This is a genomic window from Comamonas sp. JUb58 (assembly GCF_004364775.1).
Classification (GTDB): domain Bacteria; phylum Pseudomonadota; class Gammaproteobacteria; order Burkholderiales; family Burkholderiaceae_C; genus Comamonas.
In genome coordinates, this window is the sequence record NZ_SOAL01000001.1 from 110,713 (window position 1) to 130,449 (window position 19,737).

Consider the following 19,737-nt stretch of genomic DNA (forward strand, 5'->3'; position numbering starts at 1 on the left):
AATTTTTTAAGTCGCCAATGGGCCTTTTCAGGCCCCTCCTCTTACATGACAAACGAGATGCGAAAAAGGGCCATTTGGTTTGTAAGCACCTGTCGAGGATCCTCCCGCCTGTGACAGCGGGTGGGCCCTCAAACGGTGCTGGTTCAAGCCAGCGGCCCGGCGCTTTTATTGTTTAGAAGGTCCCCCGCAAAGTAAGCATCGCGCTGCGCGGGCTGCCGTAGTAGTTGCTGCCGCTCGCATAACCCACCGACTGGTAGTAGGTCTTGTCGAACAGGTTGTTGATGTTCAAGGTCACCGTCCAGCGCGGGTCGACCTTGTACTGCAGCATGGCATTCCACACGGCGTAGCCGCCTTGGGTGAAGTCATAGCTGCGCACCGGGTTCCAGTCCGCGTCATACAAGGTGTCTTTCACATAGTGCTTGCTCTGGATGTGGGCGCTGGCCCCCACGCGCCAGGCAGACAACTCGCCCGGCAAGGTGTAGGCGGTGCTCAGCTTGAGCAGATGGCGCGGCGTGATGCTGCTGAAAGGCGCACCCTCGGTCTCATCGCGGGTGGAAACATAGGTGTAGCCCGCCGAGGCCTGCCAGCCCGGACGCAGCTCGCCGCCCACTTCCACATCAAAGCCCCGGCTGGTGACCCGGCCCTGTGGCAGGTAGCAGCAGTTGCCCGACCATTCCTCGTGGTTGCTGGGGTAGCGCGTGTCGAGCACGGCTGTGCCCGTGCGCTCCACATTGAAGACACTGAAGGTGGCATTGAGCTTGCCCTCCATCAGCTCGCCCTTGAGGCCGGCCTCATAGCTCTTGCCCTTAACAGGCGCCAGCGAATCGCCGGGCGGTGGGCCCGACTTGGACAGCGCCTGCGGCTTGAGGATGGAGGCATAGCTCAGGTAGGCAGACCATTGGCCATTCAGGTCATAGATCACGCCGCCATAGGGGCTGAACTTGCCCGGCTCGCTGAAGCGGCTGCCCGATGCCAGCTCCCAGTTGCCGGCCGCATCCATCGACTCATACACCTGGTTGAACTTGTACTTGGCGTAGCGCCCACCCAGGATGACATGCAGCCGGTCCGTGGGGTGCAGGCGCAGCACGCCATAGCCGCCCAGCTGCTTTTGCCCCCAGGGGTTGTAGCGGCGCGAGACCGGGCCCGCCGCCGCTGGCTGCCAGCTGCCGGGGTTGAACACATCAATCGGCACCACGCCTGATGGATCGCTGGAGTAGCCCACATTCCAGAAGCTCTCAACGCTCTGGCGATCCACGCCCAGCACCAGCTCATGGGTGCGCCCCAGCAGCGAGAAGTTGCCCGACAGGCTGGCATCCACCACGGTCTGGGTGTTCTTGTACAGGTAGTGGCCGCCGCCGTTCCAGGTCACGCCGGTGCCGGTTTCACGGTCCAGTGCGCCATAGCCAAAGGCAGTGGTTCCGTCGTAGTCGGACGAGGTGCGGGTCACGTTCAGCTTGGCGCGCCAGTTCGGGTTCAGCCTGTGCTCCAGCGCGGCAAACAGCTCGGAGTTCTGGGTAAAGCCGGTGGACCACGGCTGGGTCAAGCTGGTGTTGCGCGGCAGGCCGATGTCGCTGCCATCGTTGTAGCGCGGCACATCGCCACCGCCCTCGCCGCGCATGCGGATGTTGGCGCGGCTCAGGCCTGCAGTCAGCAAGGTGTCGGGGCTCAGATCGGCCTCGATGATGCCGTAGAACTGGGGCGAGCGTTGGTGCTTGATATCGATGAAGGAGTCACTGTCGGTATAGGACACCACAGCCCGGCCACGCACCCGGCCTTCAAGCGCCAGCGGCCCGGTCACATCGAGCATGCTGCGGTAGTTGTTCCAGCTGCCCAGCGACTGCTGCACCGTCACACGCGGCTCAGCCAAGGGTTTTTTGCGCACGATGTTGATGATGCCGCCCGGATCGCCCACGCCACCCAGCAGGCCGGATGCGCCCCGCATCACCTCGACCCGGTCGTAGAAATCCATGTTCTGCGCGGCGCTGTAGGTGAAGTTGGAGATGTTCAGCGGCGCGCCACCATCGACCTGCATGCTGTCGATCTGGAAGCCGCGCGAGAAGAAGTTCGCGGCCTCGGCATTGGTCAAGGTCGTCGTGATGCCCGGCGTGGCGGCCAGCGCATCGCGCACCTCGGTCAGGCGGCGGTCATCGAGCTGCGCCCGCGTCACCACCGATACCGACTGCGGAATCTCGCGGAAAGCCAGGTCAGACTTGGAGGCAATGCTGGTCACCCGGCTGGTGTAGGAGCCGGTGTCTTCCGTGGTGCCGTCTATCGCGCGGCGCGCCTGCACCCGCACCTCGGCCAAGGTGCTCTCGCGCGTGGGCGCCGTCTCTACCGTCAAGGTGCCATCCTGCATGCGGCCATGCAGGCCGCTGTTCTTGAGCAGGCTGTCGAGCGCCTCGCGCAGCGGCAGCTGGCCATGCAGAGCAGGGGCTTGGCGGCCGGTAGCCAGCTCGGGGGCAAACACCAGCTGCAGGCCGGCCTGGCGGGCAAACTGGTCCAGCGCAGCGGCCAGCGGCTGGGCGGCCATGTCAAAGCGCTGGGTCTGCGCCGGGGCGCCGGTTTGCGCCAGTGCGCCCTGCAGCGGCAGCGCCAGAACCAGCAAGAGTGCGGCATGGGCCAGCGGTGTGTGCCGGGCACGGAAAAGCAATGAAGGCATGAAAATCGTCCTTGTGAAGATGGGGTGAAAGCAAACGCTCACCACAAGGACGATCGGCCCTGAAAGTTCCTGAAAAATAATTGGATCGCGGCTGCCGCAGCCCGCGTAGTGCAGTGCCATACCGTGCCCTGCTCCATCAAGACCGGCTGCGGCGGCTGAGCAGCAGGCTGCCATCGCTTTGCGGCTGCACCTGCACCGGCAAGGCCCGGGGCAGTGCCTGAATCCAGGCCTGGGCCTGCGCAATACGTACCCGGCCGCTGAGCGGCAGGCGCGCTGCATCCGGCGTGGCTTCCATCGCAAACGGCGCATAGCGCGCCAGCCGCTCCAGTGCCTGGCCCAGGGTGGCATGCTGGAACACCAGCTCGCCATGGCGCCAGGAAGCAGCCGACTCCACGGACGACAACTCGGGGCTGCGGTCGCCCGCCGCCCACTGCAGCGCCTGTCCGGCCTCCAGCGTATGCACAAAGCCATCATCCTGCGGCGTTTCGATGGCGTCGCCCTCGGCCATCGGCTCCACACGCACCCGGCCCGATTCCACCTGCACGCTGACCCGGCTGGGCCCCCGGCCCATCGGCGTGATCTCCACACCAAAGCGTGTGCCCAGCACCGTGATGCGCAGGCCGGCCGCCTGCACCTCAAAAGGCCGGCTCTCATCACGCGCCACGTCAAAAAAGGCCGCACCTTGCAGCAGCTGCACCGATCGGCGCGCCGCAAAATACTGCAGCTGCGCCTGGCTGAGAGCATCGAGCAGCAGGCTGGAGCCATCGGGCAGCGCATGCCGCACCTGCTGGCCGCGTGGGCTCTGCCAGCTGGCCTGCCACTGCACATGCTGCTGGCGGTAAAGCTGCCACTGCTGCCAGCCCAGATGACCGCCCAGGCCCACACCGGCAAAACTCAGCAGCGCGGCCAGGCTGCGGCGCCGGCCGGCACGCCGGGCGCTGCCCAGCTGGTTGCCGCGCCAGCGCTGCAACGCATCTTCCACACAGGCACTGGCCTGGATCAGATCGCGCTCGATGGTGTTCAGCGATACGCCCAAGCGCTCGGCAATCAGCGGCTGCTTGTCGCCATGGATGCGGTGGGCCACAAAGGCGGCGCGGCTGCGCTCGGGCAGGCCGGCCAGTGCCGTCTCCAGCACCGCCAGCGCCTGGCGGTACATCACGGAATCGGCCACATCCGGCGCATGGCTGGGCGCCAGCTGCTCCTGCAGCACAGCGCCTTCCACATAGCGGCCGTGGCGCTGGCGGCGGCGGTGCGCGTCCAGCGCCAGGTGCTGGGTCATCACCGCCAGGTAGGCCGTGGTGTCATCGGGCTGGTCGCCCGCGGCCTCCGCCTGGCCACTGGCCTGGGCATGCTCGGCCAGCTTGAGCCAGGTCTCATGCACCAGCTCGCCTGCCTCGTCGCGGCTGCCGGTGCTGCGCGTCGCCACCCGCACCAGGTCGGCATAGGCCCGGTCAAAGCCGGTCAATAGCGCGCGGGTGAAGGAGGCTGACAATTCCATGGGGCTGGATCATAAGCCATGTAAAGAGAATCATTCTCAATAGCCATACTGATTTTCTGTCCTCTGCCCCAGGAGCGGCGCTTTTATCACTACGCGTACTTAGAAGAAGTACTTGAAGCTCACAGTCGCCTCACGGTCCACGCCACGGAAGATGCCCGCATAGTAGGTCTTGTTGAAGAGGTTGTTGACGTTGAGCGCCATGCGGTACTGGGGTGTTTCATAGGCCAGCGCCAGATCGGCCACGGTCACCGCGTCGTTGTAGTTCGGGCTGCCATTGGAGGCCAGGTTATAGGGCGAGCGGCCCTTGTAGCGCAGGCCAGCCCCCACCATCACGCCCGGCAGGCTGCGCGGGCGGTAGTCCAGCCAGAGGCTGGCCATGTGGCGCGAGGTCTGCAAGGTTTGCTGGCCGATCTCAGCTGGCCGGTTGCTTTGGGTGGTGCGCGGGTCCAGGTAGGTGTAGCCAAGCATGCCCTGCACTTCTGGCGTGAGGGCCATCTGCGCTTCCAGCTCAAAGCCGGTGGAGCGCACCTCGCCGGTCTGCACGCTGAAGCGAGGGTGGTCCGGGTCCTGGGTGGTCACATTGGTCTGGCGCAGGTCAAACACCGAGGCGGTAACCACGCTCTTGCTGCCGGGCGGCTGGTACTTGATGCCGACCTCGTACTGCTTGCCCTTGCGCGGTGCAAAAGCACTGCCATCAAAGGCCAGGCCGGTGGTCGGGTCGAACGAGCTCGCGTAGCTGGCATACGGCGCCAGGCCATTGGCCATCTGGTAGAGCAGGCCCACGCTGCCGGTGGTGGCGTTGTCGCGCATGCGTGGCTGGGTGCTGCTGTTCTGCGTGGTGCGGGCCACATCATGGCGCAGGCTGAGGTTGGCAATCCAGGGCCCGCGCTTGAACTGGTTGAGGGTGTAGATACCGGTCTGGCGCAGGTCGCTGTTGCTGTCTTCGAGCTCAGGCACCGCGATGGACTGGCCATAGACGGGCGCGCTCAGGCTGAGGTTGGGCACATCCCAGCCAAAGCCCAGGCCGCCGCGCTCCTTGTACTTGGTGATATCGACGCCCCAGGCCATGCGGTGCTCCACATCGCCCCAGCGCAGGTCCTTCTGCGCCCGGCTGTCCATCGCCAGAGTTTTGCCCTTGGTGCGCTGGGCCAGGTTGGCGCGGGTCACGCTGTCGCCATCAGCCAGCACATCCATCGCATAGATGTGGCGGTAGTCGATGTCGATCGTGGAGTAGCGCAGGTTCTGCGTCAGGGTCCAGCCGCTGTCGGTCTGGTGCGAGAACGCATAGCCCAGCGAGCGCGTGTCGCGGTCAAAGCGGTCAAACGCCGGGTCGCCTGCCGTCAGCTTGGGCGACAGCTGCTTGATCTGCGGATAAGTGAACAGGCTGGGCCACCAGGGCTTGGGCGTGCTGCGTTCGCGTGAGTAATTGGCCAGCACCGTCAGCTGGGTCTGGTTGGAGATATTCCACAGCAAGGATGGCGCAATGGCCAGGCGGTCGTCGCGCGATCCGATGGAGCGGCCATCGCTGTCGCGGCCCTTGAGGTTCAAGCGGTAGAGCAGCTTGCCGTCGGCATCCAGCGCGCCGCCCAGATCGGCCGTGAGCTGGGCGCGGTGGTAGCGCCCATACGAGGCGCCCACGCTGTTGACATGGTCCGCCTCGGGCCGTTTGGACAGCACATGGATGACACCACCGGGCCGGCCTTGGCCAAACAGCATGGAGGCGGGGCCCTTGATGACCTCCAGGCTCTCGATCTCGTCGATCTCGTCGTTCCAGGAGCCATAGGTGCCGGCGGCAAACTGGCGCAGCCCATCCTTGTAGTACGAGCTGCCATCGCTGAAGCCCCGGATGATGGCGCCCGTCATGCGCACATCGGCGCCGGTGACCTCGGTGGCCACGCCAGGTGTATAGGACAGCGCCTGCTCGATGCTCTTGGGCGCCTGGGCCTGCAGCTGCGCCTGGCTCACGACCGAGATGCTGCGCGGCGTCTCCATCAGGCTGGTGCCCAGCTTGGTGGCAGACACGGGGCCGGGGCTGGCATAGCCCTGCTGCGCCTGGCCGCGCTGCGAGGTCACCGTGACTGCCGGCAAGGTGGTATCGCCCGCCTGGCCGGCGCTGGCGGGTGCCACGGCCGGGCGCGGCGCGGCTTGCAAGATATAGGCGCCAGCGGCGGTGCGCTGCAGGGCCAGGCCGGTGCCGGCCAGCAGGCGCTGCAGTGCTTCATCCGGCGCATAGCTGCCCTGCAGGCCCGCGCTGCGCAAGCCCTGGACCTGCGCTTGCGTGAAAGACAGCAGCAGGCCCGATTCGCGCCCAAAGCGGTTCAGCGCATCTTCGAGTGCGCCGGCCGGGATCTGGTAGCTGCGGCTGGCCCCCACGGCCTGAGATGCAGCAGCGGGCTGGGCATGGCTGCTGGCCATGCCGGCACAGGCCAGCGCCAGCACCAGGCTGCGGCAGGCCCAGACATGGGTCGCGGAAGAAGCGCTCAACGCAGACAGCCCGGCAGCGGGACGCGGGTGGACAGAAGACTTGGCCATGGTGATCACAAAGAAAAGAGGACGGGTGGCAGGAGCGCCGTGCAAGACGGCGCCATGCCGCTTTCCTTTGACATGTCCCGCGAGAAAGCAAAACAGACCAGGCTGAGCCCAAAATATTTGAAAAAAGTATTTGATCCCTGCTGCGCGCGTGGCTAACCGGCCTTCTCGACCACCACTTCGCGCTGCCCCCACCAGCGCACCAGGCGGCGCACCCGCAAACCTGGCAAGGCATCGAGCGTGGCCAGCACCCGCGCCACATCGGCCAGCGGGTAGCTGCCCGACATGCGCAGGCCCGCCACCGCCGGGTCGCAGACCAGGCGCTCGGCGCTGTAGGGCTGCAGCGCAGCCAGCATATCGGCCAGTGCCATGCCACGTGCCACCAGCATGCCGTCGGTCCAGGCCAGGCTGTCTTCATACGCCGCCTGCGGTGCCGATACCGACTGCGCTTGCAGCACCGCGCTAAAGCCGGCCTGCAGCAGCTGCCCGCCGCCCCCGTTGTGGGCCGGGCTCAGGCGTACAGCACCCTCAAACACAGCCACCAGACTGCCTCTACCCGCCAGGCTGCGAACCGAAAAACGCGTACCCAGCGCCTGCGCCAAGCCTTCGCGCGTCTGCACCACAAAGTCGCGGGCGGGTTGCTGGCTATCGGGCGCGGTGGTGATCAGCACCTCGCCTTCAACCAAGCGCAAGCGGCGCAGGCCTGCGCTGTAGTCGATGTTCAAGGCCGTTGCGCCGTTCAGCACCAGCTGGGTGCCGTCGTCCAGACGCATGCGCTTGCGCTCGCCCCGGGCGGTCTGCACATCGGCAGTCCAGCGCCGCCAAGGCAGTTGCTGCTCGGCCTGCCAGGCCACCGCACCACCAAACACCAGCACGGCCAGGGTCTGCACCACCCGGCGGCGGCGGGCCGAGCCCCGGGGTGCCAAGGCCGCCCTGGCCACCTCGGCACTGCCCCTGCCACCGGGTGCGGCCAAGGCGTTGAGCTTGTCGTTGACCCGGGCCAGGTGCTGCCAGGCCTGTTCATGCAGGGGATCGGCATCCCGCCAGGCCTGCCAGGCTTGGCGCTGGCCCTCATTCAGCGCGCCCTCTTGCTGCTGCAGCCACCATTCCACCGCGCTGCGCGCCACCTCGGGCGGCACGGTCAAACCAGCGGCGCCCATCATGGCGCCACCGCAAAAAAGCAGCGCATGCCCGCCTGCAGCAGGTAGCGCTTGACGGTGGTCAGCGACACACCCAGCGCCAGCGCAATCTCGGCCTGCTTCATGCCATCGAGCTGGGCCATCAAAAAAGCCCGGCGTACCGGCGCGGGCAGTCCATCGAGCATGCGGTCGACCTCGTCAAGCGCCTCCAAGAGCAGCGCCCGCTCTTCGGGCGAGATGGCCGTGGCCTGCGGCACCAGGGCCAGCGCCTCCAGGTAGGCGCGTTCGAGCTGCTGGCGCCGGTAGTGGTTGGCCAGCACGCGCTGGGCCACCGTGGTCAGCAAAGCCCGGGGCTCGCGCGCCTGCACCGGCTCCTCACGGCAGAGCAGGCGCATAAAGGTGTCCTGCGCCAGATCGGCCGCCTGGTGTACATCACCCAGCTTGCGGCGCAGCCAGGTCTGCAGCCAGCCATGGTGGTCGGCATAGAGCGTGGCAACTTCGGAGTGCAGGGAAGGTTCGGCGCTGGACATAGGGCTGGGGGCCTGCGAACAGGCCCATAGACAATGCAAATAGGAATTACTCGCATTGTAACCAGGCGTATTTGACCCTGTTGGCACCTGCAGCAGCGCTGCCCCGCCCCATACCCATAGCGCAGCAGCGGCAAAACAGGCCCAGCACAATATCAGCCAAATTTAGCTATCTGAGAGTTGTGATAAGCATGCGAGATATCAAGAAGATGGACCTCAACCTGCTCAAGGCCCTGGATGCGCTGCTCGATGAGCGCAGCGTGACCCGTGCTGCCGGCAGGCTGGGGCTGACCCAGCCTGCGATGAGCGGCATGCTGCAGCGCCTGCGCGAAAGTTTTGCAGACCCCTTGTTTGCGCGCGTCCAGCGCGGCATGGTGCCCACGCAGCGCGCGCTGGATCTGGCCTTGCCCATCAAGCAGATGCTCTGCGAGATCGATGCATTGCTGCAGCCACCGGTGTTTGACCCCAGCACCGCCCGGCTCACCTTCCGCATCGCCGCGACCGACTATGCGCTGCGCGCCATTGCCGTGCCTTTTCTGGCGGCCTTGAAGCGCCAGGCACCCAGCATCCGCGTGTCGCTGATCCCGCTGGAGCCGCGCCTGGTGCAGGGCCAGCTGGAGCGCGGCGATATCGACCTGGCGTTTTTGACGGGCGACAACACGCCGCAGGACATGCATGCGCGCCAGCTGTTCCAGGAGCACTATGTCTGCGTGATGCGCGAAGGCCACCCGGCTGCGGGACGCAAGCTCAGCGTCAAGCAGTTCTGCGCGCTGGACCATGCGCTGGTGTCGTACGAAGGCGGCGGCTTCCACGGCGTGGTGGACGAGGCGCTGGAGAAGCTGGGCCAGCGCCGCGAGGTGACTTTGTCGCTCAAATGCTTTGTGGTGCTGCCCGATATCCTGCGCTCCAGCGACATGGTCGCCGTGCTGCCCAGCCGCCTGGTCGCTGGCATGGAGGGGCTGTCGGTCTGCAAGCCTCCGGTGGAGGTGCCGGGCTTCAGCCAGCTGGCGGTCTGGCATGAGCGCAGCCACCACAACCCGGCGCAGCGCTGGCTGCGCGAGCTGCTGTTTTCCGCTACCCAGGCATAAGAAAGGGCCCCTGAAGGGGCCCTCTGGACTGCCACATGAGCGCCCAACCCCAAGGTTGCGGCGCTCCACGGGGCTTAGGTGCTGGCCTCGCTTATTGCGCTACCCAGGGTGGCGACTGGGTGTAGTTGTTCCAGCATGCAGGCTGCTGCGCTGGAGCGCCTTGGCAGGTACGCCAGCCTACGGCGTACCAGGCCTTACCGCCGTTGCGGTAGTCGCCGGATTTTTTGGCGTCACTGCGCCAGACTTCTTTTTCCAGCGTGTCGTTCCAGTCCTTCGTCTTCAAGGCGCTTGTGGTAGGTGTGAGCTGGCCCATGGCCGTGTTGGTCAAGCCAGGGAAAATTTCCGTTCCGGGTGCGGCGCTGCGCATCTTGAAAGCTGCATCACGTACAGCGGCGACATAGCTGTCTGTGCTGCCTGCGCCTGCCAGTTCAACGCCGTTTTGGACATTGACTTCGGCAGCGTTGAGGTCCATCAGCTTGTATTTGCTCAGATCGATGGCAGCTTGGCCAGCCGCTGCTTCGCGCAGCCACAGGCCCCAGTAGAACTCGGCAAATTCCTGCACTTGTGCGTTGCTGTAGCCCATGTCGCGGGTCAGGTAGACCAAGGAGCGATAAGGGTCATCCGCCAGGGCGCTCAGGCCCAAGGTGCTAGGCAATTGTGCTGGCGTGATGGCAGCGCCTGCCTTGTCGAACAGCCAGACGAACTTGTTGGCCTGCATTTTTTGCCAGAAGCTGCTGAGGTCTAGCGTATCGCTGAAATTGCCTGCGACGCGCACATACACCGTCAGGTCTGGGCCACCATCGGCCAGTTCCCACAGGGTCGTGAAGGTGTGGTGACCATCGGTCAGGTAGAGCTGGCCATTGGGGCCCACCACCACGGTTTTGAGGCCGTCAGGGCTGACATCGCTATTGGCCACCGTGCATTTGAAACCTGTCGCGTTGATCAAGGAAACCTGGCCCACGACATAGTCGCTGGCGCTGCCTCGGCCCGTGTCTTCGCAATAGTCCTTGGCGCGCTTGAGCTCGGTCGCTTCCGTTTGGTCTTTGAAGTTGGTGGAGCCAGCCGCAAAGCGTGCCATGTTGGGTTGCTTGCGCGCCAGATGGTAGTAAATCTGGTCGTAGCCCACCGAAGGCTGGGTGGGATGCAGGTCCTTCAGTTGGACGGCCATCACCTCGCCCGTCTGGCGTGTGAAGTTGTCGGACACCACCACATCAATCGAACAAGATTGGCCGGCCGCCAAGGTCAGGTCGTTGCTGCAGGCTGGCACCTGGCTGTCATCGCTGGTGGAAAACAGACGCGTGCTGGCGTTGCCGTTTTGGATGCTCAAACCCTGCAGGCGCACTGCTTGCTTGGTGGTGTTGCGCACCAAGACACGCTCGCTGAAATCCCGGTCCAGACTGATTTTTGCCGGGCTGGTTTGCAGGTCCAGCGTGCGCTGCACTGCTTCGGCTTGTGTGCTGTCTGCCTGGCTGAAACCCGCAACGGCAAGCATCGCCAGCACCGGCAGGCTCAACCAATGGCCTGCGCCTTTGCGCTTGCCCAGCAGCAGCACCAGTGCAATAGCCAGCACGCTCAACAGCACGGCCAGCGGACCCAGTGGCACGGGCGTGGCAGCGGTAGCGTTAGCGCCTGGGGCCAGGACGGCCACAAACTCCACGACCAGCGAAGCGGTGGTGGTTTGGGCATAGACGGAAGGCGCGGTGGCCGCGACAAGCGCCAGCGTGGCAGTCGGCAAAAATAGGCGGTGCATAAATGTGAGGACGGCTAAAAACAGTAACAGGCCGCCACACTAAGGCGCTAATTTGACGGCGTCATGACAAAACCGGAATAGGCCTCTGCTGTGCAATGCATGCAAGAGGGCCTGCCTGATATCAGCTAGGCAGATGGCCACCATAAAAAACCAGCATTTGATTTATGGCTGTAGCACCTCAATTGCAGGCGATGGACGGCCGAAGCAGCCCCTGTTTGGGCTGGCGAGCTCTCGCCTTGCAGATCTGAAAGCGATCTGCGGGCGGCAGCTTCGGCGGCCGTTCCATCCCTTATTTCTTCACCCCAAGCATTCTCATGTCAGCCCTGTTTACCCCCTTTACGCTCAAAGACGTCACCCTGCGCAACCGCATTGCCGTGCCTCCGATGTGCCAGTACAGCGCCACCGATGGCTACACCAACGAATGGCACCAGGTGCACTACCCCTCGATCGCCCGGGGCGGCGCGGGCCTGGTGATTGTTGAAGCCACGGGCGTCTCGGCCGATGGCCGCATCAGCCCTGCCTGCCTGGGCCTCTGGGATGACGCCCATGTGCCCGGCCTGGCACGCATTGCTGCGGGCATCGAGGCCGCAGGCGCTGTGCCCGGCATCCAGATTGCGCACGCCGGCCGCAAGGCCAGCGCCAACAGCCCTTGGGAAGGCGACGACCATATCCCCGAGAGCGACCCGCGCGCCTGGCAAACCATTGCCCCCTCGGCCATCGCCTTTGGTGGCGACCTGGGTCGTGTGCCCCGTGAGATGACCCTGGCCGATATCGAGCGCGTGAAGGCAGATTTTGTCGCCGCCGCGCGTCGCGCACTGGCTGCCGGCTTCAAATGGCTGGAGCTGCACTTTGCCCATGGCTACCTGGCGCAGAGCTTTTTCTCGGCCCACTCCAACCAGCGCCAGGATGCCTATGGCGGCAGCTTTGACAACCGCGCCCGCTTTGCGCTGGAGACGCTGGCCGCCGTGCGCGAAGTCTGGCCCGAGAACCTGCCGCTGACCGCCCGCTTTGGCGTCATTGAATACGATGGCCGCGATGAAGAAACCCTGGCCGAATCGATCGAGCTGGTGCGCCGCATGCGCGAAGGTGGGCTGGACCTGCTCAACGTCAGCGTGAACTTTGTCATCCCCGGCGTGCAGATCCCATGGGGCGAGCCCGCCTTCCTGGCCCCGATTGCCGCCCGCGTCAGCCGCGAAGCCGGCCTGCCCGTGGCATCGAGCTGGGGCATTGACGACCCCGAGCTGGCCGAGCGCGTGGTGGCCGAGGGCCAGATGTCGCTGGTGATGATGGGCCGCTCGATGCTGGCCAACCCGCACTACCCCTACACCCTCGCCCAGCAGCTCAAGGCAGCCCGGCCAGACTGGGTGCTGCCTGCGCCTTACGCCCACTGGCTGGAGCGCTACCGTGGTGCGGGCAAGCAGGCGGCTGCGGCCTAAAAAGAAAATCTGCGCGCGGTTAGCGCGCAGATCTTTCTGAGGCTTGGGGGCCAACAGGGCCCAGCAACCCAAAGCTTTGCGCTTGCCCTCAGGCGCCCTGTTGCAGGCTGCACCGCAGCACGGCAAGACCGGGCGGCAGCGTACCCAAGCGCGTGTCGGCGACGCTTAGAACTTGCCGCGCAGGGTCAGCATCCAGTTGCGCGGCTCGCCATAGTAGTTGCCCGAAGCCGCACTGCCCACCGTGCGGTAGTACCACTTGTCCAGCAGGTTGTTGACGTTGAGCGTCAGCGACCAGCGCGGATCAAAGCTGTAGGCCACCGAGGCATTCCAGACCGCATAACCACCCTGCGTATAGCGGAACGGTACCGAGGCCCCGTTGTACTGGCCGGTGGAAGGGTTGATGCTGCTGACCGTGCCCGATACATACTGGGCGCTTTGCACGGTTGTACCGGCCCCCAAGCGCCAGGCGCTGGCCTCGCCCGGCAACTGCCAGGTACCCCAGAGCTTGAGGGTGTGCTTGGGCGTGATCGAGCTCAAGGCGGCATTGGTGGTTTTGTCGCGGTTGTGGTTGTAGGTGTAGCCGGCATAGAGATTCACACCGGGCGCCACCTGGCCATTGATCTCGGCGTCAAAGCCCTGGCTGATCACCTTGCCCGTTGCCAGGTAGCAGCAACTGCCGGCGTAGAGAATCGACTCGGCCGGGTAGTTGGGATCGGCAATGCCACCGCCCTCTTGTTGGATGCGGTACAGCGCAAAGGCTGTGTTCAGCTTGCCGTCCAGGATCTCCCCCTTCACCCCCAACTCCACATTGGAGCCGCGCACCGGTGCCAGCCCCGTGCCCGGGGCAGGTCCGGCCTTCAGGTTGGCCTGGGGCCGGTAGATTTCCGCATAGCTGGCATAGGCGGTCCACGAAGGGTTCAGGTCATAGACCAGGCCGGCAAACGGCGTGACCTTGGTGGGCTCGTCGTAGCGCGTAGCGGCGGCCAGGGTCCAGGGCGCTGTGGGGTCGAGCGCGCCGCTGCTGTTGACCCGGTTCCAGTACTGCTGGTCATATTTGAAGCGGTTGACTCGCGCACCCACGACCAGCTTGGTGCGGTCGGCAATCTCCAGCCGCAAGGTGCCGTAGGCACCGATCTGGCGCTGCTTGTTGGGGTTGTAGTCACGTGTCCATCCGTTGGCCGTAGGCTCCTGCCACAGGCTGGTGTCGAGGTTGAACACATCGACGGGCTGGCCCACCACATTGGTGGCATAGGTGCTGCCCTTCCAGCGGCTGGTGATGTCCTGGGCATCCACGCCCAGCAGCACCTCGTGCGTACGGCCCAGCAGATCGAATGCACCGCTCAGGTTCACATCGATCAGGTTCTGCTCGTTCTGGTACCACTGCGGCGTACCACCCCAGTAGTGGCCCAGCCCGGTCAGCGGATCGACGGCTCCAAAGCCGAAAGCACCCCATGCGCTGCCCTGCTGACGCGCCTGGGTCGCATTGGCACGCAAGGTCCAGCGGTCGGCCAGCCGCCAGGTGAGCTTGGCAAACAGTTCCTTGGAGGTGCCATTCAAGTACGACCAGTCGGTGGTGAACCCGGTATTGCGCGGCAAGTGCAGATCGGCGCCATTGCTGTAACGGGGCAGCCAGGAAGTGGTGCCGTTTTCATGGATGTGCTGGTCGCGTGCGCCAAGCGCCAAGGTGGCGGCCGGTCCCAGGTCGGCTTCCAGCACGCCGTAGAGGAATGGCCGCTCCAGCGACCGGCGATCGACAAAGTAATCGCGGTTCTCGTAGGCGATGACGGCGCGGCCGCGCAGCTTGCCATCAAAGGCCAGCGGGCCCGATGCGTCCAGCTCTGTGCGGTAGTTGTTCCAACGCCCGGCCAATGCGCTGATGCTGTACTGCGGCGTGGCGGTCGGCATCTTGCGCACCAGGTTGACGGCGCCACCGGGGTTGCCGGTGCCGTTGAGCAGGCCGGCGGCCCCGCGCAGCACTTCGATGCGGTCGTACTCGGCCATGTCATAAGCCACGTTGGCGTAATGGCCAGTGAACATCGGCGCGCCGCCATCGAGCTGGATGCTCTCGATCTTGAAGCCCCGCGCATACATATCGGGCAAGCGGGTGTTCTGGTCTTGCACGGTGATGCCCACCACCTGTGCCGCAGCCGCGCCCAGGTCCACCAGGTTCTGGTCCTCCAGCCGCTGCTTGGTCAGCACCGTAACCGACTGCGGCATCTCCCGCATCGCCTGCGCCGTCTTGCCGATGGTGATGGCATCGCTGGTGTAGGAGCCCGTGCCCTCGGTCTCGCCCAGCCGCCTGGCCTGCACCCGCACCTCGCGCAAGGTGTAGTCGCCGGGCGCAGCGGCAGGCGCTGCTTCTGGCGTATCAGCATCGCTGTCGGCCTCGGCCTTGGATGCGGCCAATACCGTCAGCGTGCCGCTGGGCGTTAGCGCCAGGCGCAGGCCGCTGCCCTGCAGCGCCTGCTGGGCAGCGTCTTCCACCGTCAGCTGGGCGTTGATGGCGGGGGCCTGGCGACCGGCCAGCAGGCGCGGGTCGGCGCTGATCGAGCGGCCGCCTTCGCGCGCAATGCGGGCCAGGGTATCGGCCAGCGGTGCAGCCGGCAGCGACCAGGCCCTGGCGGCCGCAGAAGGCTGGGCAGCGCCAGGCGCCGCAGCAGTTGTGCTGGCGGGCTGCGCCCAGCTGGTGGAGGGCAGCAGGCTGCCGCCCAGCAGCAGTGCGCCCAAGGTGGCGGCCAGCGGATGCAGCGGCAAACGGGGCCGGCGGAGGGAGCGAACCAGGGGACGGCAAGAAGGGGATGGCGAGGATGTCATGGATAGCGGTCGATAAGGGATAAACATGTCTTCATCCCTCTTGTGCAACGAGGACCGCAAAATCCCTCAGCTTGCGCAAAATATTTTTTCTGCGAAGAGTGCCCGCCGCTCAATCCGCGTTGTCGCGCAAGCCGATCAGGGTGAGCCAGCTGCCCCAGTGCCGCACGGTGACCGGCTGGGTATCGACCAGGTCCTGCAACACCCGCTGCGGGTCATCGAGCGAGAACACGCCAAAGATCGGCAGCTGCGCCGCCTCGGGGCTGATGCGCAGCACACCCGGCATATAGGGGCGCAGCGCATCCACCACCAGCGCCAAGGGCTGGTTGCGCACATCGATCACGCCCTGGGCCCAGGCGTCGGCGGCCAGGCCTGGCGCCTCCAGTGCAATGTGGTCATCGCCAAAGCGTGCCGCCTCACCGGCCTGCAGCACTTGTTCCAGCCCACTGCGCGTGGTGATGCGCACACTGTGCTCCAGCACCTGCACCAGGGTCTGGCCCAGCGCGTCGAGCTGCCGCACCATGAAGTGGGTGCCCAGGGCCTGTACCCTGCCCTGCGCGCTTTGCACCACAAAGGGCCGGTCAGCGCCCAAGGGTGCGACCTTGGCCAACACGGCACCGGCACGCAAATGCAGCAAGCGCAGGCTGGCGCTGTAGCGGATATCCAGCGCCGAGCGCGCATCGAGCAGCAGCTCGCTGCCATCGGGCAGGCGCTGGGCCAAACGCTCGGCGGTGCGGGTGCTGAGATCGGCCACCAGCGCCTGCCAGGGGCTTTGCCGGTAGGCCAGCACAGCGGCGGTGGCGCTGCCCAACACGACGGCCAGGCTGCCACGCAGCACGCGCCGGCGCGATGCGCTGGGCACAGGTGCCAGCAAGGCCTGGCGCCCTAGCTGCGCGGCCGGCCCGGCATCCCGCATCTGCGCCAGCGCGCCAGCAACACCGCCCGTGCTGCCCGCGCCAACGGCCCCGGCACCCAGGCGGGATTGCAAGGCATCCCAGGCTGGCGGGTGCGCGGCATCGGCCTGCAGCCAGGCCTCAAAGGCCTGGTGGTCGCTGGCACTGGTCTGGCCGGAGCCGAGCTTGACCAGCCAGTCAATCGCCTGGTCGGTGGCGCTGTCGATGCTGCGTGCCTTCACGTGCGGGGCTCGTCCAGCATGTAGAGGTGAACAAAGGCCTGCCTCACATAGCGCTCCACCGATGCCACGGAGACACCCATGCTCTGGGCGATCTCGCTGTGCTTGAGACCATCGAGCTGGCGCAGCAAAAAGGCCTGCCGCACCTTGGCCGGCAGGCCCTGCAACGCGCGGTCCAAGGTCTCCACCGCCTCGCGTACCAGGGCATAGTCCTCGGCCGACAAGGCCAGCGCCTGCGGCTGGGCAGCCAGCGCATCCAGCCAGGCCTGCTCCAGCTCACGCCGGCGCCAGAACTCATACAGCACGCGCTGCGCCAAGGTGGTGAGGTAGGCACGCGGCTCCAGCAGCGCGGCGGCCTGGCCGCCCAGCATCAGGCGCACAAAGGTGTCATGCGCCAGATCGCTGGCCTGGTGCGTATCGCCCAGACGGCGCCGCAGCCAAGCCCGCAGCCAGCCATGGTGGTCGGCATAGAGCATGGCAACTTCGGGGTGCTGGCAAGAGGCTGGGGGCGGCATGGACAGGGAGAAAAGGGACAAAGGTGAAGCCGGGCCCCTCCTCAAACAAGAATCATTCTTAATAAATTGTACCCAGATCCCAAAGCCGTGCGGGCGCCTGCGTCAATAGCTGGCGCGCAGCACCAGCGATACGTTCCGGGGTGTACCGAAATAGTTGCGGCTGGCGGTGGTGCCCAGGGTTTCGACGTAGCGGCGATCGAACAGATTGTTCAGCGACAGCGCGGCCGACAGGTGGCGGTTGAAGCGGTAGCCCACACGCAGATTGGCCGTGGCAAAACCGCCCTGGCGAATGTCCACCCCGCTGCTTTGCGTGTACATACGGCTCTGTGCGCTGATACCACCGCCCACGCTCCAGCCCTGCAGCAGACCGCCAAAATCCTGCGGCGCAAAAGCATATTGTGTCGAGAGCCGGAAGATATGCTTGGGGATGTAGGTCAGCAAGGGCTGGCCCACGTTGGAAGCGTTGCCATCCTTCAGGTATTTGGTGGTGTTGTAGGTGTAGCCGGCAGAGAGGTTCCAGTTCGAGGCCAGCTTGCCGTTGATCTCGCCCTCGATACCTTGGCTCTGCACCAGTCCAGCGGCGACGTAGCAGGCGCCATTCCATGTATCGCAGACATGCGAACCATCCGGATCGGTGACTGAGCGGTTCTTGTCGCGCATGCGGAAGACGGCCAGCGAGGCCTGTAGCTTGCGGTCCATCAATTCGGCCTTGATACCCGCCTCTGTCTGCCAACCTACGCGCGGCTGCAGGCGCTGGCCGTTCACGTCCTTGTCACCTTGCGGCACAAAGATATCGGCGTAGCTCATATAGGCACTGACCTGGTCATTGATATCCCAGATCAACCCGCCATAGGGCGTGAACTCGTTGTGCGCCTTGCTGTAGTCGCTCCAGCTGGTGTCGCCTATGCTTTGCGAATCGATCAGGAAGCGGGACATCCGTCCCCCAACGACCAGAGTCAGCGGGTCAGCAAGCTTGAGTTGCAGCGAGCCGTAGACGCCGGACTGGGTCTCGCGTTCCGCAAATGTGGGCTTGCCTTCTGCCAGGTCTGAAGCGGCAATGCTAGGGTTGAACAGATCCATGCCGCTGAAGTATGACCAGGCATAGCCGCCCTGGATGTCGACCTTGCTGCGGTTGAATCCCAAGGTCAGGCGGTGTTGTCGGCCCAGCAGTTCAAAGGGGCCGCTGATGTTCATGTCGATGTCCTGGTTTTCCACCGGCCAATTGGTCTTGCGGCCGCTGAAGTCCGTGGTCTGGCTCACCGGGTCCAGTGGAGCAGTGCTCTCCAGGTAGGCAGAGTCGAAATTGGTACGCCGCTTACGCAGCGAAACCTTGGCGCGCCAGTCGTCGCCCAGCTTATGCGTCAGCTCGGCTGCAAGCTCGGTGATGGGGTATTCCCAGCGCTGCCAGTCTGCGCCGACCGACGCCGACCGCGACACATCCAGAAAGCTGCCATCGGCATAAGTAGGCAGGCCCGCTGAGCGCCCTGTCAACTTGCTCTTCTGGTGGGTGGCAGTGAGCGACAGCATGGTGCTGGGGGTCAGGTCCCAGTCCAGCGTGCCATAGGCGAGCTGCTGGCGGTTGTGGGCCGAGCGGTAGTGGAAATCGCGGTCCTCAGCGGCCAGCACCATGCGTCCGCGCAAGCTGCCCACTTCGTTGAGCGGACCGGTGATGTCGAGCTCGGAGCGGTGGTTGTTCCAGGATCCGGCAGACAGCATGACGGATGCCTGCAATTGGTCCAGCGGACCCTTGCGAACCAGATTGACCGTGCCGCCTGGCTCCCCCGAGCCCTGCAACAGGCCCGCGGGTCCGCGCAACACCTCAATACGGTCATAGACGGCTGTATCGAGCTGCTTGTAGCCATTGATGATCTGGCGGCCTGCGGGCACACCGTCGTACTGCGCGTTCATCGTGTAGCCACGGCTGTAGAAAACGGCCGTGCCTTCGCCTTGAGAGACGGCAGAGATACCGGTAACCGAACGCAGTGCATCCTCCACCGTGGTCAGGTTCTGATCCTCCATGCGCTGGCGGGTGACGACCGAGATGGACTGCGCTGTTTCGCGCAGGCCCTGTACCGTCTTACCCAGGGTGATGCCCTGCGCCGCATAGGAGCCTGAACCTTCGGTGGCGGCATCGCGCACCGCCTGCGCCTGGACCCGCACTTCCGACAACGTGGTCTCGCCCTCAACCGTCGCAGCCGCTGGCACAGGGCGCTGCTGCAAGGTATAGCGACCGGCCGAGGTCTGCACCATGACCAGACCACTGCCAGCCAGCAGCCTTTGCAGCGCCATCTGCGGTGTGAAGCTGCCAGACAGGGCGGGACTGTGCTGGCCCTGCGTCAGCGCCGGATCGAAGGACAGCGCAATGCCAGCCGCAGCCGCTACCTCGGACACGGTGCGGCCCAGCGGGCCAGCGGCAAGCTCATAGCGCTGGGTGGGCTCCAGAGCTGCGCCAGAGGCTGTCGCCTCCTGGGCTGCCTGCACACTGCCGGCCAACAACAAGCCACTTAGCAGGGCCAGTCGAACGGCATGCGAGACGGGCCTCAGTCGTGCAGAGAAGGGAGGGAGAGACAGGGGGCAAGCAGACATAGACAGCATCCTTGTTGGCAAAAAGTGAAGGGTTCACTGCACTTGCCAAACAAGGCGCCAAAAAGTC

12 protein-coding genes are annotated in these 19,737 nt (G+C 65.2%); 2 read left to right on the forward strand and 10 right to left on the reverse strand.

What is annotated here, in order from left to right; translation table 11 throughout:
- Positions 1–172 precede the first annotated feature (172 nt).
- The 5 genes from EDF71_RS00525 to EDF71_RS00545 form a co-directional block, all read right to left on the reverse strand.
- Positions 173–2,659, reverse strand: a complete 2,487-nt coding sequence (locus tag EDF71_RS00525; protein ID WP_133854690.1) for a TonB-dependent receptor — start codon at positions 2,657–2,659, stop codon at positions 173–175.
- Between the two features lie 136 nt (positions 2,660–2,795).
- Positions 2,796–4,157 (reverse strand): sigma-70 family RNA polymerase sigma factor, encoded by a 1,362-nt coding sequence (locus EDF71_RS00530; RefSeq protein WP_133854691.1) that lies wholly within the window; start codon positions 4,155–4,157, stop codon positions 2,796–2,798.
- A 99-nt stretch (positions 4,158–4,256) separates the two neighbouring features.
- Entirely contained in the window at positions 4,257–6,572 is a 2,316-nt protein-coding gene (locus EDF71_RS00535) for a TonB-dependent siderophore receptor (protein ID WP_133854994.1), read from the reverse strand.
- Between the two features lie 269 nt (positions 6,573–6,841).
- Positions 6,842–7,849 carry a FecR domain-containing protein gene (locus EDF71_RS00540; RefSeq protein WP_243854103.1) on the reverse strand — a complete coding sequence of 336 codons (1,008 nt, stop codon included), beginning with the start codon at positions 7,847–7,849 and terminating at the stop codon, positions 6,842–6,844.
- Positions 7,846–8,355 (reverse strand): sigma-70 family RNA polymerase sigma factor, encoded by a 510-nt coding sequence (locus EDF71_RS00545; RefSeq protein ID WP_133854692.1) that lies wholly within the window; start codon positions 8,353–8,355, stop codon positions 7,846–7,848. Before EDF71_RS00545 ends, EDF71_RS00540 begins: the two co-directional genes overlap by 4 nt.
- A gap of 188 nt (positions 8,356–8,543) precedes the next feature.
- Between EDF71_RS00545 and EDF71_RS00550 the strand changes: the two genes are divergently transcribed.
- Entirely contained in the window at positions 8,544–9,440 is an 897-nt protein-coding gene (locus tag EDF71_RS00550) for a LysR family transcriptional regulator (protein ID WP_133854693.1), read from the forward strand.
- A gap of 91 nt (positions 9,441–9,531) precedes the next feature.
- Here the strand turns inward: EDF71_RS00550 and EDF71_RS00555 are convergent, their stop codons facing one another.
- Positions 9,532–11,190: a ParB/Srx family N-terminal domain-containing protein gene (locus EDF71_RS00555; protein WP_133854694.1), complete on the reverse strand. Its 1,659-nt coding sequence runs from the start codon at positions 11,188–11,190 to the stop codon at positions 9,532–9,534.
- Between the two features lie 314 nt (positions 11,191–11,504).
- Between EDF71_RS00555 and EDF71_RS00560 the strand changes: the two genes are divergently transcribed.
- Positions 11,505–12,626, forward strand: coding sequence for an NADH:flavin oxidoreductase/NADH oxidase (locus tag EDF71_RS00560; RefSeq protein WP_133854695.1), 1,122 nt, complete (start codon positions 11,505–11,507; stop codon positions 12,624–12,626).
- A gap of 165 nt (positions 12,627–12,791) precedes the next feature.
- On the opposite strand, the gene EDF71_RS00565 is transcribed toward EDF71_RS00560, so the two are convergent.
- The 4 genes from EDF71_RS00565 to EDF71_RS00580 all read right to left on the reverse strand — a co-directional run bounded on the left by EDF71_RS00565 (position 12,792) and on the right by EDF71_RS00580 (position 19,670).
- Positions 12,792–15,440: a TonB-dependent receptor gene (locus EDF71_RS00565; protein WP_166656417.1), complete on the reverse strand. Its 2,649-nt coding sequence runs from the start codon at positions 15,438–15,440 to the stop codon at positions 12,792–12,794.
- A gap of 109 nt (positions 15,441–15,549) precedes the next feature.
- Positions 15,550–16,572, reverse strand: a complete 1,023-nt coding sequence (locus EDF71_RS00570; RefSeq protein WP_133854697.1) for a FecR domain-containing protein — start codon at positions 16,570–16,572, stop codon at positions 15,550–15,552.
- Positions 16,569–17,045: a sigma-70 family RNA polymerase sigma factor gene (locus EDF71_RS00575; RefSeq protein ID WP_243854104.1), complete on the reverse strand. Its 477-nt coding sequence runs from the start codon at positions 17,043–17,045 to the stop codon at positions 16,569–16,571. The genes EDF71_RS00570 and EDF71_RS00575 overlap by 4 nt, the downstream gene beginning before the upstream one ends.
- 141 nt (positions 17,046–17,186) lie before the next feature.
- Positions 17,187–19,670, reverse strand: coding sequence for a TonB-dependent siderophore receptor (locus EDF71_RS00580; protein WP_166656418.1), 2,484 nt, complete (start codon positions 19,668–19,670; stop codon positions 17,187–17,189).
- Positions 19,671–19,737 lie beyond the last annotated feature (67 nt).